This is a genomic window from Pseudomonas wadenswilerensis (assembly GCF_024749185.1).
Taxonomy (GTDB): Bacteria; Pseudomonadota; Gammaproteobacteria; order Pseudomonadales; family Pseudomonadaceae; genus Aquipseudomonas; species Aquipseudomonas wadenswilerensis.
Genome location: NZ_CP087191.1, coordinates 1,538,602 through 1,555,587, shown reverse-complemented (window position 1 = coordinate 1,555,587; position 16,986 = coordinate 1,538,602). Strand labels below are relative to the sequence as shown.

The 16,986-nt window shown below is 61.3% G+C and carries 16 protein-coding genes; 11 read left to right on the top strand and 5 right to left on the bottom strand.

Features of this window, described 5'->3' with window-relative positions:
• Positions 1–46 precede the first annotated feature (46 nt).
• Together LOY45_RS07190 and acs are read right to left on the bottom strand one after the other, a co-directional pair.
• Positions 47–829, bottom strand: a complete 783-nt coding sequence (locus LOY45_RS07190; RefSeq protein WP_115088138.1) for an ABC transporter substrate-binding protein — start codon at positions 827–829, stop codon at positions 47–49.
• 576 nt (positions 830–1,405) lie between these two features.
• On the bottom strand, positions 1,406–3,367 hold the full coding sequence (gene acs / locus LOY45_RS07185) for an acetate--CoA ligase (protein WP_038996456.1): 1,962 nt from the start codon (positions 3,365–3,367) through the stop codon (positions 1,406–1,408).
• A 404-nt stretch (positions 3,368–3,771) separates the two neighbouring features.
• Between acs and LOY45_RS07180 the strand changes: the two genes are divergently transcribed.
• Complete coding sequence (locus LOY45_RS07180; protein WP_115088139.1) at positions 3,772–4,032, top strand: DUF2790 domain-containing protein; 261 nt, start codon at positions 3,772–3,774, stop codon at positions 4,030–4,032.
• 125 nt (positions 4,033–4,157) lie between these two features.
• On the opposite strand, the gene LOY45_RS07175 is transcribed toward LOY45_RS07180, so the two are convergent.
• Complete coding sequence (locus tag LOY45_RS07175) at positions 4,158–5,714, bottom strand: sigma-54-dependent transcriptional regulator (protein ID WP_134063692.1); 1,557 nt, start codon at positions 5,712–5,714, stop codon at positions 4,158–4,160.
• 281 nt (positions 5,715–5,995) lie between these two features.
• Here LOY45_RS07175 and phhA point away from each other — a divergent pair, with 281 nt between their 5' ends.
• The 5 genes from phhA (at position 5,996) to LOY45_RS07150 (ending at position 10,034) form a co-directional block, all read left to right on the top strand.
• Positions 5,996–6,784 (top strand): phenylalanine 4-monooxygenase, encoded by a 789-nt coding sequence (phhA, locus tag LOY45_RS07170; protein WP_134063694.1) that lies wholly within the window; start codon positions 5,996–5,998, stop codon positions 6,782–6,784.
• A gap of 41 nt (positions 6,785–6,825) precedes the next feature.
• Positions 6,826–7,182, top strand: a complete 357-nt coding sequence (locus LOY45_RS07165) for a 4a-hydroxytetrahydrobiopterin dehydratase (protein ID WP_036994257.1) — start codon at positions 6,826–6,828, stop codon at positions 7,180–7,182.
• Positions 7,182–8,375 carry an amino acid aminotransferase gene (locus LOY45_RS07160; RefSeq protein WP_134063696.1) on the top strand — a complete coding sequence of 398 codons (1,194 nt, stop codon included), beginning with the start codon at positions 7,182–7,184 and terminating at the stop codon, positions 8,373–8,375. Before LOY45_RS07165 ends, LOY45_RS07160 begins: the two co-directional genes overlap by 1 nt.
• Before the next feature lie 230 nt (positions 8,376–8,605).
• Positions 8,606–8,734, top strand: coding sequence for a hypothetical protein (locus tag LOY45_RS07155; protein ID WP_258578902.1), 129 nt, complete (start codon positions 8,606–8,608; stop codon positions 8,732–8,734).
• 100 nt (positions 8,735–8,834) lie between these two features.
• Positions 8,835–10,034: an MFS transporter gene (locus LOY45_RS07150; protein ID WP_134063698.1), complete on the top strand. Its 1,200-nt coding sequence runs from the start codon at positions 8,835–8,837 to the stop codon at positions 10,032–10,034.
• Here the strand turns inward: LOY45_RS07150 and arfB are convergent.
• Both arfB and LOY45_RS07140 read right to left on the bottom strand, forming a co-directional pair.
• On the bottom strand, positions 10,028–10,441 hold the full coding sequence (gene arfB, locus LOY45_RS07145; RefSeq protein WP_115088144.1) for an alternative ribosome rescue aminoacyl-tRNA hydrolase ArfB: 414 nt from the start codon (positions 10,439–10,441) through the stop codon (positions 10,028–10,030). The genes LOY45_RS07150 and arfB overlap by 7 nt on opposite strands.
• A gap of 327 nt (positions 10,442–10,768) precedes the next feature.
• Entirely contained in the window at positions 10,769–11,083 is a 315-nt protein-coding gene (locus LOY45_RS07140; RefSeq protein WP_115088146.1) for a helix-turn-helix domain-containing protein, read from the bottom strand.
• Positions 11,084–11,449: 366 nt separating this feature from the next.
• On the opposite strand from LOY45_RS07140, the gene LOY45_RS07135 reads away from it, so the two are divergent.
• From LOY45_RS07135 to LOY45_RS07115, 5 genes are all read left to right on the top strand, one after another.
• Complete coding sequence (locus LOY45_RS07135; protein WP_115088147.1) at positions 11,450–12,103, top strand: DUF1120 domain-containing protein; 654 nt, start codon at positions 11,450–11,452, stop codon at positions 12,101–12,103.
• Positions 12,104–12,267: 164 nt separating this feature from the next.
• A complete protein-coding gene (locus LOY45_RS07130) occupies positions 12,268–12,903 on the top strand; it encodes a DUF1120 domain-containing protein (protein WP_233673955.1) in 636 nt (211 codons plus the stop codon).
• A gap of 124 nt (positions 12,904–13,027) precedes the next feature.
• Entirely contained in the window at positions 13,028–13,663 is a 636-nt protein-coding gene (locus LOY45_RS07125; RefSeq protein WP_258578901.1) for a DUF1120 domain-containing protein, read from the top strand.
• A gap of 137 nt (positions 13,664–13,800) precedes the next feature.
• Positions 13,801–14,517, top strand: coding sequence for a fimbria/pilus chaperone family protein (locus LOY45_RS07120; protein ID WP_258578900.1), 717 nt, complete (start codon positions 13,801–13,803; stop codon positions 14,515–14,517).
• Complete coding sequence (locus LOY45_RS07115; protein WP_258578899.1) at positions 14,514–16,976, top strand: fimbria/pilus outer membrane usher protein; 2,463 nt, start codon at positions 14,514–14,516, stop codon at positions 16,974–16,976. The genes LOY45_RS07120 and LOY45_RS07115 overlap by 4 nt, the downstream gene beginning before the upstream one ends.
• Positions 16,977–16,986 lie beyond the last annotated feature (10 nt).

Sequence of the window (16,986 nt, the reverse complement as noted above, 5' to 3'; positions counted from 1 at the left end):
AGAGTCTCTGCTGCTTGCACCATTGAACAGGTGAAACGTCGACGATTTACTTGGCTTCTGGGCCGTAGATGTCGAAGTTGAAGTACTTGTCCTGAATCTGCTTGTACTTGCCGTTGGCACGGATGCCGGCGATGGCCGCGTTGATTTTGTCTTTCAGCGCGTCGCCTTTGCGTACAGCGATACCAATGCCGTCACCGAAGTACTTGGCGTCGGTGAACGATGGGCCAACGAAGGCGAAGCCTTTACCGGCGTCAGTCTTCAGGAAACCGTCTTCCAACAGCGTAGCATCGGCGACGGTGCCATCCAGACGGCCAGCGGCGACGTCCAGGTAGATTTCATTCTGGGTGCCGTAAGGAACGATGGTGGCGCCTTGCGCACCCAGCACTTCCTTGGCAAAGCGGTCGTGGATCGAGCCACGCTGCACGCCGATCTTCTTGCCCTTCAGTTCAGTCAGGCCTTCGCTGACGGCAGTACCTTCCTTCATCACCAGGCGCGCCGGGGTCAGGTAGTACTTGCCGGTGAAGTCCACGGACTTCTTGCGGTCTTCGGTGATCGACATGGAGGACAGGATGGCGTCGATCTTGCGCACCTTGAGTGCCGGGATCAGGCCGTCGAATTCCTGCTCGACCCACACGCACTTGACCTTCATCTCTTCGCACAGGGCGTTGCCGATGTCGTAGTCGAAGCCGACGATGCTGCCGTCCGGCGCCTTCGATGCAAACGGTGGGTAGGCGGCTTCGATCCCGATTTTCAACGGTTTCTCATCAGCCAGCGCTGCCAGGGAAAACACGGACAGCGCCAGGGCGCCAAGCAGTGCGAGTTTCTTCATCTGGAACTCCATCGGTAAAGGGCAATACAAGGCAGGGTTGAGGACTGCCCGATATGCGAATGGGTACAACGCGAGCTGCGCAGGGTCGGCATTGAAGCAGACGCGGCGAGCGAGTGATCGGCATTTTAACGACAGCTCCGAAGCCGATATTTCTTCAATGCGACAACTAGTTACAGAAGCGCAGGAACACGGGGTCGGAGATATTGACAGCTTTCACGGAATATGCAAAAGCAAAAGACAAATAACCAATCAATGAAGCAATAAGCGGGCCTATTATTGGCAAAGCCTTCTAATCCGGCAAGCGTAGCGTTTCAGCAGGCCGCAAAGCCGCAAAAAAATGCTCCGAAAAGGCACTTGGGCGTTTCGCTTTGCCCCGCTTTTGTGCGAAAGCGGTGACAGAAGGGTTACCGATGATTGTCGAAGTAACAGAATGCACAAAGCCCCGCCGGCAGATGCCGGACGGGGCATTTGAGTAACACATGAGGGCCTCATCGCTGGCAAGCCAGCTCCCACAGTGGAAACATCACCCTGTGGGAGCCGGACTTGCCGGCGATAGGCTGCGAAGCAGCTTCAGACTCAGGCCGAAGCCTTGCTCATGTCCTTGTGGGTATCGATCAGGTGCTGCACCACACCCGGATCCGCCAGGGTCGAGATATCACCCAGGCCGTCGTACTCGGCCGTGGCGATCTTGCGCAGGATGCGGCGCATGATCTTGCCCGAGCGGGTTTTCGGCAGCCCCGGCGCCCACTGGATGACATCCGGCGAGGCAATCGGACCGATCTCCTTGCGCACCCAGTTCTTCAGCTCCAGGCGCAGTTGCTCGGTCGGTTCGACGCCACCGTTGAGGGTGACGTAGACATAGATACCCTGCCCCTTGATGTCATGCGGCACGCCAACCACTGCGGCCTCGGCGACTTTCGGGTGGGCGACCATGGCGCTTTCGATCTCGGCGGTGCCCATGCGGTGGCCGGAGACGTTGAGCACGTCGTCGACGCGGCCGGTGATCCAGTAGTAGCCGTCTTCGTCGCGACGGGCACCGTCACCGGTGAAGTACATGCCGCGGAAGGTCTTGAAGTAGGTGTCGACGAAGCGGTCATGATCGCCATACAGCGAACGCGACTGGCCCGGCCAGGAATCGAGGATCACCAGGTTGCCTTCGGCAGCGCCTTCGATCAGGTTGCCGAGGTTGTCCACCAGTGCCGGTACCACGCCAAAGAACGGACGGGTCGCCGAGCCCGGCTTGAGCGCGGTAGCGCCCGGCAGCGGGCTGATCAGCACGCCGCCGGTCTCGGTCTGCCACCAGGTATCGACGATCGGGCAACGCTCCTTGCCGACGGTGTGGTAGTACCAGTTCCAGGCTTCCGGGTTGATCGGCTCGCCCACCGAACCCAGCAGGCGCAGGCTGGAGCCGTCGGCACCGGCAACCGCGGCCTGACCTTCGGCCATCATCGCGCGAATGGCGGTCGGCGCGGTGTAGAGGATGTTGACCTTGTGCTTGTCGATGATCTTCGACACGCGGGTAATGTCCGGATAGTTCGGCACGCCTTCGAACAACACGGTGGTCGCACCGTTGGCCAGCGGGCCGTAGACGATGTAGCTGTGGCCGGTGACCCAGCCGACGTCGGCGGTGCACCAGTAGACTTCGCCCGGACGGTAGTCGAACACCCGCTCGTGGGTCAGTGCGGCATACACCATGTAGCCGCCAGTGGTGTGCAGCACGCCCTTGGGCTTGCCGGTGGAACCGGAGGTGTAGAGGATGAACAGCGCTTCTTCGGCACCCATTTCCTTCGGCGCGCAGTGACTGGAAGCAACCTTCATCAGGTCTTCGTACCAGATGTCGCGGTGCTGGTGCCAGGCGATGTCGCCACCGGTGCGCTTGCAGACGATGATCTTCTGCACGCTGCTGGTTTCCGGGTTGGTCAGGGCCAGGTCGACATTGGCTTTCAGCGCAGTGCGGCGACCGCCACGCAGGCCTTCGTCGGCGGTGATGACGATCTTCGACTTGCAGTCGATGATGCGCCCGGCCAGCGCCTCAGGCGAGAAGCCGCCGAATACCACCGAGTGGATCGCACCGATACGGGCGCAGGCCAGCATGGCGACCACGGCCTCGGGGATCATCGGCATATAGATGGTGACCACGTCACCCCGGTGCACATCCTGGCCGCGCAGGGCGTTGGCGAACTTGCACACTTGCTCGTGCAGTTCACGGTAGGTGATGTTGCGGTGTTCGGAAGGGTCGTCGCCTTCCCAGATGATCGCGATTTGATCGCCGCGCTCGGCCAGATGACGGTCCAGGCAGTTGTAGGAAACGTTCAGAGTGCCGTCAGCAAACCATTTGATGTCGACATGGTGGTCGTCAAAGGAGGTCTGCTTGACCTTGGTGAAAGGCTTGATCCAGTCGAGGCGTTGAGCCTGCTCGCGCCAGAAGCCGTCCGGGTTGATCACCGACTGCTGGTACATGGCCTTGTAGGTCGCCTCGTCGGTCAACGTGTTGGCCGCAACCTCGGGACGAACGGGATACAGGGGAGCCGCACTCATCTTTGTTACCTCGGTGTAATAGTTGTTTTTGTATGACCTCGTTGTAACTGTACCAGACTGCGCCGGCCATTCGACGTTGGTAGTAACGCCCTCGTCTTTTCTCCCTGCAACCAGCGACGAAGGCTCAAGGCCGGGCCTGCACGGTGGAAAAATAAAAAAATCCGGCAGCCTGCCAGGCGATTGTTACAGTTTCTGCCAACAGTGTTTATCAAAACCGTGGCTGTTTAAGCCCAGGCCGCACTCCTAGAATTCACCTCGCCAGCAACGGCACCACGATTAACTTTCTTGTAGCCCCCCACGAAGGGAAGTTAATCGGCAAATAATCGTGATAGTTGATGATGTTGTACACGCGGCGCCACAAGCGCTGCGTGCCCCCTTACGACCTTAGACAGGTAAAAATGAAGATGAAAGCTTTACTGGTATTGGCACTGGGTAGTCTTTGCAGCGTGGCCATGGCCGAGGAAGTTGCAAATGGCGGCGCCGAGCAGATTCCGGTTGAACAGTACAGTTACTCGCAGCACCTGGACATCGCCAAGGTTATTTCCATGAGCGAAGTCCCGAATGTCTGCGAAGTGGTCCCGGCGCGCATGACCTACGAAGACTCCCAGGGCAAGCGCCACATTCTCGAGTACCGGGTGATGGGTAACGGTTGCTCGAACGGTTGATCCAACGGATTGACCGCCTGCAGCGCCTCGGTTGTTAACGAACGAGGCGCGCTGCACTCATTTACCGTCATGCCTGCAACTAACAACCTGCCTCTATTACCCATGCTTTATTAACGACGGATTAATTAATCCGACTTGCCAACACCATGTTCACGCAACTTGTTGGCAATTGTTGTATGGGAAACACCCAAGCGTTTACCCAGTGCACGGCTGCTGGGAAATTCGCTCATCAATCGTTCCAGCACTGCCTTCTCGAAACGCCCGACAATTTGCCCCAGGTCGCCCTCAAGGGAAAACTCGCCCAGCGGTTGCCGGCCACCGTAGTCCGGCAAGCGGATATGCTCGCTCTTGACCACCCCGCCGTCGCACAACGAAACCGCCTGGAACAACACGTTCTCCAGTTGCCGCACGTTGCCCGGCCAGTGGTACTGGCTCAGGCGCTCCATTGCTGCAGGTGCAAGCTTGGGCAGTGGGCAACCGATCTGCCGGCTGGCCTGGTCGAGAAAGTGTTCGACCAGCGGCGGCAGGCCGTCCAGGCATTCGCGCAACGGCGGAATGTGCAGCGACAGCACGTTAAGGCGGTGGTAGAGGTCCTGACGGAACTCGCCACGGGCGCACAACTCGGACAGATCGACCTGGGTTGCGCAGATCACCCGCACATCCAGGTACACCTCTTCGTCGCTGCCTACACGACGGAAACAGCCGTCCTGCAGGAAGCGCAGCAGTTTCACCTGCAAGCGCGGACTCATCTCACCGACGCCATCCAGGAACAGGGTGCCGCCCGCCGTCAGCTCCAGCAGCCCAAGCTTGCCCTCTGCCCGCGCGCCTTCAAACGCCCCTGGGCCGTAACCGAACAATTCGGTCTCGGCCATGGACTCGGGCAAACCGGCACAGTTGAGCGCCATCAGCGGCGCCTGGCCTCGAGGGCTGGCCAGGTGACAGGCACGGGCCAGCAGCTCTTTGCCGGTGCCGGTTTCACCTTCGATCAGCAGCGGTGCATCCAGCGGCGCCATGCGCCGCGCCTCGCGCACCACCGCCGCCATGACCCGCGAGCTCTGGAAGATACTGTCGAAACCGCGCAACTCCTGCTTGCGCACGTTATAGATGCGTTCGCCGATGCGGTCAGCGCGGTGCAGGGTCAATACCGCGCCGGCCAGGGCCTCGCTGTCGTCATGCTCGGACTGCAGCGGCGCGATATCGGCGAGGAACACATCGCCCTTGACCTTGACCCGCAGGCCATTGATCCGCGACTTGTTGGCGCGCACCAGCTCCGGCAGGTCGAAATCCTCGGCATAACGCGACAGCGGAATGCCAGGCACCTCGTCGACCCGCACCCCGAGCAATTGCGCCGCCGCACGGTTGGCGGCAACGATGGAGCCACCCATATCGATCGACAGCACCGGGAAATCCAGGGCGCCGAGCAGGGCATTGAGCTCCATGTGCCGGCGCTCACTGGGCATCAAACCTACGCGCTTGACGCCGAAAACCCCGGCAATCGATTCGAATTTGGGCCGCAGGGCCTGGAACTGCAGGTTGATCAGGTTCGGGCAGTGCAGGTAGATGGCATTGCCATGCTCGCCACCGACCTCGCCGCGGGCGACGTTGATGCCGTACTCGACCAGCAGGTTGAGAATGTCGCGCAGGATGCCGATGCGGTTTTGGCAATGCACTTTAATACGCATGAAATGTCCTACAAGAAGGTCTGGTACGCGGCACGTCGGGCATTTTTTTACAGCGACCGAAGAATAGTCGTAAAGATTATGTGACAGATAGCTGAGGTTTCAAGGGTTAAAGCCCCCGTTTTTTCTGGATGCTGGCTATTTCGTAAAGTTATCGTTACAAAATCCAGGCCGAAATCATCGCAAATCCGCCGCCAGGCCGCTGCAAACAGCACAATTGAGGGTTATCACTAGGGGTAATGGCTTGATCACATAACAAGAATGGCCCTCAGCAGGAGAGCAGTATGAAACAGACGCAATACGTGGCTCGCGAGCCCGATGCGCAGGGTTTTATCGACTACCCGCAGCAGGAACATGCGGTGTGGAACACCCTGATTACCCGTCAATTGAAGGTGATCGAAGGCCGCGCGTGCCAGGAATACCTGGACGGCATCGAACAGCTGGGCCTGCCTCACGACCGTATCCCGCAGCTGGGCGAAATCAACAAAGTGTTGGGCGCCACCACCGGTTGGCAAGTTGCCCGCGTACCCGCACTGATCCCCTTCCAGACCTTTTTCGAACTGCTGGCCAGCAAACGCTTTCCGGTGGCGACCTTCATTCGCACCGAAGAAGAGCTCGATTACTTGCAGGAACCGGACATTTTCCACGAGATCTTCGGCCACTGCCCATTGCTGACCAACCCGTGGTTCGCCGAATTCACCCACACCTATGGCAAGCTCGGCCTGCAGGCCACCAAGGAAGAGCGCGTGTACCTCGCCCGCCTCTACTGGATGACCATCGAGTTTGGCCTGGTCGACACCCCGCAGGGCCGCAAGATCTACGGCGGCGGCATCCTGTCTTCGCCCAAAGAGACCGTCTACAGCCTGTCCGACGAGCCCGAGCACCAGGTTTTCGACCCGATGGAAGCGATGCGCACGCCGTATCGCATCGATATCCTGCAACCGCTGTACTTCGCCCTACCCAACCTCAAGCGCCTGTTCGACCTGGCCCACGAAGACATCATGGGCATGGTTCACACGGCGATGAAGATGGGCCTGCACGCACCGAAATTTCCACCCAAGGTCGCCGCCTGAGCGACCTTGCAAACCAATAACAAACACTTGCGGAAAACCTTATGAACGCCTTGAACCAAGCCCACTGCGAAGCCTGCCGTGCCGATGCTCCACAGGTCAGCGACGAAGAACTGCCGGTACTGATCAAGCAGATCCCGGATTGGAACATCGAAGTCCGTGACGGCATCATGCAGCTGGAAAAAGTCTTCCTGTTCAAAAACTTCAAGCATGCCCTGGCCTTCACCAACGCCGTTGGCGAAATCTCCGAAGCCGAAGGTCATCACCCAGGCCTGCTGACCGAATGGGGCAAGGTCACCGTGACCTGGTGGAGCCACTCGATCAAGGGCCTGCACCGTAACGACTTCATCATGGCCGCGCGTACCGACGAGGTCGCCAGCACCGCCGAAGGCCGCAAGTAATGCACTTCGGCGCCATCGGGCGCGTACCCGGCGATCCGATCCTCGGGCTGATGGAGGCATATGCCAAGGACAGCAACCCGAACAAGTTCGACCTCGGTGTCGGCGTGTTCAAGGATGCCCAGGGCCTGACGCCGATTCCGGCCGCGGTCAAGCAGGCCGAACAGCGCCTGCTTGAGCAGCAGGCCAGCAAGAGCTACGTCGGCGGTCATGGCGATGCGGCCTTTGGCCGGCTGATCGGCGAACTGGTCCTGGGCAGTGATTCGTCGCTGCTCAGCAACCAGCGCGCCGGCGCTACCCAGACCCCGGGCGGTACCGGTGCCCTGCGCCTGGCAGCGGAGTTCATCGAGCACTGCCTGCCTGGCCGCGGTATCTGGCTGAGCGACCCGACCTGGCCGATCCACGAAACCATCTTCGCCGGCGCCGGCCTCAAGGTCAGCCACTATCCCTACGTCGGTGCGGACAACCGCCTGAATGTCGCCGGGATGCTCGCTGCCCTGGAAGCCGCGCCAACAGGCGATGTGGTATTGCTGCACGCCTGCTGCCATAACCCGACCGGTTTCGACCTGAGCCAGGATGACTGGCGTGCCGTGCTGGACGTGGTGCGCCGTCGCGAGTTGCTGCCGCTGATCGACTTTGCCTACCAGGGCTTTGGCGATGGCCTGGAAGAAGACGCCTGGGCGGTACGGCTGTTCGCCGCCGAACTGCCCGAGCTGCTGATTACCAGCTCTTGCTCGAAGAACTTCGGCCTCTATCGTGACCGCACCGGCGCCCTGCTGGTGTGCAGCCATGATGCCGAAAAGCTGGTGGATGTGCGCAGCCAGCTGGCCTTGCTGGCGCGCAACCTGTGGTCGACGCCACCGGACCATGGCGCGGCGGTAGTGGCGCAGATTCTTGGCGACGCCAACCTCAAGCGCCTGTGGGTCGAAGAAGTCGAGGCCATGCGCCAGCGCATCGCCGAGCTGCGCGTCGGGCTGGTCGAGGCCCTGGCACCCCATGGCCTGAGCGAACGCTTCGCGCACATTGCCGAACAACGCGGGATGTTCTCCTACACCGGCTTGTCGCCGGAGCAGGTCAAGCAACTGCGTGAGCGCCACAGCGTGTACATGGTCGGCACTGGCCGGGCGAACATCGCCGGCGCCGATGCGGCACGCCTTGAAGCACTGGCTGCCGCCATCGCCGACGTCTGTCGTTAAAAGCATCGCCGGCAAGGCCGGCTCCCACACGGGATCTGCATATACCAAACCCTGTGGGAGCTGGCCTTGCCAGCGATGGGCTGCGAAGCAGCCCCGAAGATCCCCCGCTCTTCAACACCAATCAGCAGGAAAATTCATACTGTCATTCAGACTCCTGTATCCTGCACGGGCTTTCACAAGCCCATGCGCGCCTTGCGCAGCCTTTCCACACACTTGCGAGGAACGACGAGATGCATGAAATCCCGAATCTTCCCTTCCCAAGCCTGAACCCAGAAGAGCAGACTCCTGCCACTCACAGCGCCGAACCAGCCCAGGCTGACTACGACGGCGACGAAACTTCCAGCGCCGACCAGGAATAATCGCGCAACGATCAGACTGTGTGAAAACGGCTGATGCAGGGACCACCCCGTCAACACGTTTTCACACCGTCAAGAATTCCTCTATTACGAAAGCCCCCTCATGCCCGACTCACCGCGCTCCCTTGCGGTCACCCTGCAAGTCGTCTCCATCGTCCTGTTTACCTTCATCGGCTACCTGAACATCGGCATCCCCCTGGCCGTGCTGCCCGGCTACGTGCATAACGACCTCGGCTTCGGCGCCGTGGTCGCAGGCCTGGTGATCAGCGTGCAATACCTGGCCACCCTGCTCAGCCGCCCCTACGCCAGCCGCATCATCGATAATCTGGGCAGCAAGCGCGCCGTGCTCTACGGCCTGGCCGGTTGTGGCTTGAGCGGCGTGTTCATGCTGATTTCAGCGTGGCTGCAACATGCGCCATGGCTGAGCCTGGCCAGCCTGTTGGTCGGCCGCCTGGTGCTGGGCAGCGCCGAAAGCCTGGTCGGCTCGGGCTCGATCGGTTGGGGCATTGGCCGGGTGGGCGCGCAACACACCGCCAAGGTGATCTCCTGGAACGGCATCGCCAGCTATGGCGCCTTGGCCATCGGCGCACCGCTGGGCGTGGTGCTGGTGCAGCAGTTCGGCCTGTGGAGCATGGGCGCCAGCATTTTGCTGCTGTGCGTGCTGGGCCTGGCCCTGGCCTGGCCGAAAACCGCCGCCCCTGTGGTTGCCGGTGAACGCCTGCCGTTTCTGCACGTGCTCGGCCGGGTATTCGGCCATGGCTCGGGGCTGGCCCTGGGCTCGATCGGCTTCGGCACCATCGCCACCTTCATCACCCTGTACTACGCCAGCCACAGCTGGAACAACGCCGCCCTGTGCCTGAGCCTGTTCGGCGCCTGTTTCATTGGCGCCCGGCTGCTGTTCGGCAACCTGATCAACCGTATCGGTGGTTATCGGGTCGCCATCGCCTGCCTGTCGGTGGAAACCCTCGGCTTGCTGTTGCTGTGGCAGGCGCCGAGTGCCGAGCTGGCCCTGGCCGGTGCGGCGCTGAGCGGCTTTGGGTTCTCGCTGGTGTTTCCGGCCCTGGGGGTCGAAGCGGTCAATCTGGTCTCCGCCTCCAATCGCGGCGCGGCCGTGGGCGCCTATTCGCTGTTCATCGACCTGTCGCTGGGCATCACCGGGCCACTGGCCGGGGCGATTGCCGCCGGATTCGGCTTCGCTTCTATCTTTGTCTTTGCTGCCGGCGCGTCGTTCTGCGGCCTGTTACTGAGCCTGTATCTGTACCGCCAGGCCCGCCTGCAACCAACGCGGCACCTGTCTCAATAATCGATCTTGCCGCGCCCGGCCTTGATGGCCCCGCGCTTGCTCTTGGTGTCCAGGCGCCGGGTCTTGGAACCCAGGGTCGGCCGGGTCGGGCGTCGCGCCTTCTCGACCTTGATGGCCGAGAGGATCAGTTCGCGCAGGCGCTCCAGGGCATCGGCACGATTCTGTTCCTGAGTTCGATACTGCTGGGCCTTGATGATGATCACCCCGTCACGGGTAATGCGACTGTCGCTCAGGGCCAGCAGGCGTTCCTTGTAGAACGCCGGCAACGATGAGGCCTGGGTGTCAAAACGCAGGTGAACGGCACTGGAGACCTTGTTGACGTTCTGGCCGCCGGCGCCCTGGGCGCGGATGGCGGTCAACTCGATCTCGTCGTCCGGTATCTGCACCGCGTTGGATAACTGCAACATCGTAAATCCTTTAAAAGCAATGAGGCCGGTTGCTCAACGGCGTTCACGAGCGCCCCCCCTCCGCCCCCTGGCACAGTACCTCAGCCACCCGGTGCACGCAGCCCTGATCAACTGGGGACAATTGGCGAAACAAAATCAGTAGCTCGTTTTCGACTTCGCTCAAGGCTTGCACCGATGAAGCGTCACTTTCCGTGTTGAATGCGCAGGTTTTATGCTCCGACATGATCACCCTTCCCTAACGAGACTGAATGCATCGACGTTACGAGCAATTCCCTGCGGACCCACCAGGACCGTTCCGAGCGTTTCGTAGGAAAATTGAGATAATAGCTATGCGCCACTACCTTTCGCGTCGTGCATGGCCCCGACAATTCTATGCACAACTTCTTGGTCGGCGATAGCCAATGATCGGTATTGAGCCAGCAATCGCTGTTCCGGCTCGTTCAACGAAGCGCCACCATCAATCGTGCGCACCCCCGTAATCACGTATCGCACATCGACACCTGCGCCTGCTACCGCCGCCAGGTAAGCGGCGTCCGGGTTGCGCTCGCCTTTTTCATAACTGCCCTGGGTATTGCGGTTGACCCCGCCAAGCTGGGCGAAATCATCCTGACGCAAGCCCAGACGGGTACGCTCCTGGCGCAATCGCTCTCCGCTCTCTGCCGATTTCGGTGCAGTATTTGCACAATTTTTCAATCAAAACCCCTTTACACGAACATTTTTTTGGGCATAATCGGCATCCGAACAACACAGACGGCCTTGCCGAGCACTATGCTCCCGCTGTTTACCCTGGGCAAGGCCAAGCAAAGCACATAAAACCAAACATTCGCACGCTCTATCGTCTAACAAAAACGTGTGAAAAATCGTCACGGATGACACAGGATCAGGGATTCGTCCCTGGTAACTGGCAGAGCAAGCTTGCCTTGCGCTGCCTGAAGAGCCATCCGCTGCCGATTCCTGCATAAGACCAACAACGGCACGGAGGTTCATTCATTTTCAAAGGACCGAACAATGAACACCAAACGTTTGTGCACCCTGACCGCACTGCTGACCTTTGTCAGTGCTGGCGCACATGCCAGCAGTACTGACGTCAACATCAGCGGCACCATCACCCCGGCAGCCTGCACGCCGTCGCTTTCCGGAAGCGGCCAGGTCGATTTCGGCAATATTTCCATGCCAGAACTCCCTCCCCAACCCGTCATTCCCGATCACTCGATCCTGCCGCCGCGCAACCTGACCTTCACCGTCGTTTGCGACCGTCCAACCCGTTTCGCCCTGGTAGCCACCGGCAATCGCCGCGATAGCGCCTCGATGCCAGCGCCCAGGGCTTTCGGTCTGGGCACCACCACCAGCGGCGAGGCCCTGGGCTTTTACAGCGCGGTGTGGGCGGACAGTGACGCGACCCTCGACAGCCTGCCAGCCGACACCCTCTATTCCGAAGACAAAGGCAGCACCTGGACTCGTATGCCCGGTGGCGGCTTCGAGCACCTGGGCGACAAGCCCGACTCACGCCTGGGCTTTGCCCGGCGCGGCCAGAGCAGCCCGTCAGCCGCCGAGCAGTTGAACCTGCGCCTGGAGGTTACAGGCTGGCTGCGCAACGACATGACACATCTGGACGAAGAGCTGCTGGATGGGCACATGGTCATCGAGCTGCAGTACCTCTAGCCGGTCACAGAACGCAAACGCGTAGCGGTCCTTCACCGACCGCATAAAAGATCCCGCCGAACGCCCGAGACTTTTCCCTGCCATTGGCCAGGGAGCGGTCAACTGCGCTCGCGAAACGGGACATCTCGCAGTACCCAACACCAACATTTAAAAGGAAAACCGTTGTGAAAAACTCCGTCCTGTCCCTTGCTGTGCTGATGTCCCTGGCAACGGCCAACGCTATGGCTGCCACCACTGACCTGACCGTGACCGGGATCATCACCCCCGCCGCCTGCACGCCAACCTTGAGCAATGGCGGCTTGGTCGAATACGGCAGCCTCGCCTTGACCGACCTCGAAGACACCCCCAGCCAGTACAACCTGCCGGCGAAGTCCTTGAACTTCGCCATTGAATGCAGCGCACCGACCACCTTCGCCTTGATCGCCAACGACAACCGCCGCGACAGCAGCCCCGCCAGCCCGTGGCTATTCGGGCTTGGCAAACACCAGGATCAGTCGATCGGGCAATATGGCATGACCTGGCAGTACGAAAGCACCGTGGTCGACGGCACACAAGGCCTCAACCTGCTATCCGAGGATGGCGGCAACAGTTGGAACGAAATCGGCGACGGCGTCCTTCAAGACGCTGGGCGAGTGCCAAATGCTCTCACGGGATTCTCCATTGGCACTAACCTGGGCCCGACGCCAGCAACCAGTGTCAACGTAACCATGGATGTGCGCGGCAGTATCAACAAAGGCCTGACCCTGAACGGCGCCATGGAGCTGGACGGCAGCGCGACCATCGAAGTCATCTACCTCTAACACCCGCCGCTGACACAAGAGCCCACCGAACGCCATCCCCTCCCTGCTGCCCGTTACCTGGGGGGGGATGACCGTATTCGCGATACGGGCCACCAGCAACCGCCAACACCAGAAGGAAAGCGTTGTGAAAAAGTCTGCACTGTCCCTTGCGGTGCTTGTGAGCCTGGCGTCTGCCACGGCCATGGCCGCGACCACAGACCTGACCGTAACCGGCAACATTACGCCATCGGCGTGTGCCCCGACATTCGCCAACGGCGGTGTGGTTGATTATGGCTCCCTCGCGGTAACCGAGCTTGAAGAGATCTCTTACGGCTACCTGCTGCCTGCAAAGTCGCTAAACCTCTCCATTGAGTGCAACACCCCGGCGACCTTTGCCCTCATCGCCAATGACAATCGCCGAGACAGCGGCCAGGCTGCCGGGGCAGTGTTCGGCCTTGGCAAGCATCAGGACCAGAACATTGGTGGATACCGGCTCAGATGGAATAGCGAAGATGTCCTGATCGATGGGGCGCAAGGCACGACCGTGGAATCAATGGATTCCGGCAACTCCTGGAAGATTGTCTCGACCGGCATGGTTGAGGAAGCAGGGTACTGGCCGCAGTTTCGACTGGGCTTCTCCACGGGTGTCGAGCCCAGGCCTTCAGCAGCGAGCAGCGTGAGCGTCGTCATGAACATCCATGGTCATGTCAAAAAGGAGCTGCCTTTCAGCGACCGCGTAGAGCTGGACGGCAGTACGACCGTTGAGCTGGTCTATCTCTAGTCGCTCACTCCAGGGGTCGTGAACAAGGATTCTCGCGACCCGGTCCTACTCCACGGCCAGCGCACTCCCCCGCTTCGAGCTTGCCGGATGCAACTCGAGGGGAGCGGCGCTCGGCACCGCACAAGAACCTTACAACCATGACTATTGCGTGCAAATCCTTTGCCGGCAGCCTGCTGCCTGCGATTCTCATCTGCACCCTACCTCTGATACAGGTACACGCCGACGGTATGGTGCCCCGGACTTCGGTGGTGATCGTTGAAGAAGCCCGCGCCAACGGCAGCGACTTCGTGGTCACCAACACCGACCCCCATGCCGCCCTGCTGGCGGTGTTCATCGAAAACCCGAGTGAAGACACCGACAACCTGCTGGTGGTGCAGCCCACGGTGGCCCGGGTAGAGGCAGGCAAAGAGCAGCAGGTGATCTTCCACTACGTGGGTAACGAGCCGCTGCAGACCCAACGCCTGCGCCGGGTGATCTTCGAAGGCATCCGCGAAACCGCGCCGGGTGACCCCGGGGCTATGCGGGTCAACTTCGGCGTGCGCCAGAACCTGCCGGTGATCCTTCACCCCAAGGGCCTGGCGCGCAACAGCGAACCCTGGAAAGGCCTGGCCTGGCGCATCGACGGCAAACAGCTGCGGGTGGAGAACAACACGCCCTACGTGGTGCGCCTGGCCCAGGAACTGAAACTGCTGCCCGGCCAGCACGCCCTCGACCTTGGCCGCACCTACGTGCTGGCCAACGAAACCATCACCCTCGACTTGCCTGATGCCGCCGCCGCGGCCAACACCGTGCGCTTTCAACCGGCCACGGTCTATGGCTTTGCGGTCGATCCCTATGAGGCAAGCATCCTGTGAAGGTCATCGTTGATGCCATTGGCAAACCCCGTCCGCGCGAGCAATTGATACTGGGGTTGTGTCTCACCCTGCTGGGCCTTGAGACTTTCAAGCCGGCGCGCGCGGCCAATGAACCCACCCCGCCGGAGCACAGCGTGTTCGACCAGGAGGTACTGCGCCAGCGCGGTATCGACCCTAAACTTGCCGCTCTGTTCGGCCGGCAAACGCGCTTCCCGCCTGGGCGCCAGCAGGTCAGCCTGAGCGTCAACGGCCGCGACAAGGGCACCACCCAGGCGCGTTTCGGCGAAGATGGCAGCCTGTGCGTCGATGACGCCTTGCTGGCCTTCGCCGGGCTGCGCCAACCCGCCGAATGGTCCACCACCCTGGATGAACAGGACATGCCCACCGACCCGGACTGCCGGGCCCTGGGCACGGCCTTCCCCCAGGCCCAGGTCGAATTGCAACCCGGTCAGCACCAGGTGCGGTTGTTCGTGCCGGACCAGGCGCTGCGGGACGAGCGGCAATGGGCCGATGGCTACAGCCAGGGCGGTGTCGCCGGGTTGTTGAACTATGACATCTTCGGCTCGTTCAACCGCTATGACGGTGAATCCAGCCGTTATGCCGCAGCCAACACCGAAGTGGGGGTGAACCTGGACAACTGGATCCTGCGCAGCCGCCAGGTGCACAGCCGCTTCGACGGCAAGGTGCGCAGCGAGATGCTCGACACTTATGTGCAACGCAGCTTCGCCCAGCAGCGCAGCCTGTTCCAGGCCGGCGAGATCAGCCTGGTCAACCCGGTGCTCAACGGGGCGCAGATCATCGGTGCGCAGGTCACTCCCGAGTACGGCCTGCTATCACAGTTGGACACCGCCAGCGTACAAGGCATCGCCAACAGCCAGGCGCGGGTCGAGGTGCACCAGAACGGCGCCTTGCTGTACAGCACGGTGGTGCAGCCCGGGCCCTTCACCCTCACTAACATACCGCGCATTACCTCGCGCTCGGACCTGGAAGTAACGGTGATCGAGACCAATGGCGAGCAACGGCGCTTTCGCGTGCCGGCCAGCCTGGCGACCAGCGCCCGCCCGCAAAGCGGTTACAGTGTCGGCGCCGGCGTGGTGCGCAGTCATGTTCATGGCACGGACGACCCGGCGGTGGTGAGCCTGGGCCAGACCGGCGCCCTGGGTAATACCTCAAGCTTGAGCAGCGGCCTGATCCTCGCCCAGGGCTATCGCAGCTTGGGCGCCAGCCTCGGCACGGCGCTCACGCCACGGGTCAGCGCTGAAGTCTTTGCCATCGGCACACACGCCAGCAGCCTTGATCAACAAGGTGCGCAACTGGGCGGCCAGCTCAACTGGCAACTGCACGAACAATGGAGCAGCCTGGTGGCCGGCAACCACCGCAGCCGCGGCTACCGCGAATTGCTCGACAGCACCTACCGCGACAACGATCAGCTCATCTCCAGCTACCGCGACCAGTTCAGCACCAGCCTGCGCTGGGCCAGCCACACCCTGGGCAGCCTCAATCTGGGTTACACGCAAACCACTTATTACGAGCACGACAGCAGCCAGCGGCTGTTCCTGTCCTGGGGCAACAGCTACAACGGTGTAACGCTCTCGGCGACGGTGGAAAAAGCCCTCGGAAGCAACGATGGCTACAACGACGACGCCCTGTACTTCAGCGCCAGCCTCCCGCTGGATGGTCGTCGGCGCCTGCGCAGCAGCGTGCGCCATAACGACACCAGCACCACCAGTACCGTTGCCTACAACGAACAGGTCAACGACAGCTTTGGCTACCGCCTGGGTGCCGAGCACCGTTCGGGCGATTCCAGCACCCTGGCCAGCGCCGGTCTTTCCGCGTTACCGCGCTACACCCAACTGGACCTGAACTACAGCGGCGATGGCGATAACACCAACTACAACCTGGGCCTGCGCGGCGGTATCGCGGTACATGGCGCCGGGATCACACCCTCGCCCTACCCGATCCGCGACACCTTCGCGATCCTTTCGGTCACCGACACCTCCGGGGTCAAGGCCAGCACGCCCAGCGGGCCGGTGTGGACCGACTACGCCGGCAACGCGGTAATCGCCTCGCTGGCCGCCTATGGCAAAAGCCCGGTCGAGGTAGACAGCCAGAGCCTGCCGACCCACATCAATGTCGACCAGGGTGCCGGTGTGCTGCACGCCAGTCGCGGGGCAGTGCCGCGCCTGAGTTTCCGGGCCTGGAGTACCCGCCGGGTACTGCTGACCTTGCTCGACGACAGCGGCCAGCCCTTGGCCAGTGGCGCTTCGGTGTTCGACGACCGCGGGCGCTTCATCAACCTGGTGCAACCGGGCGGACTGGTGTTCATCGACAACAGCGCCGATATCGGTCACCTGATCGTCAGCGACCACCAGGCCCGCGAGTGCCGCGTGACCCTTGACCCCGACACTGTCGCCGTCAGCGACAGCTACTACACCCAGGTCCAACGCACCTGCAGTTGAAGCCCTTTCG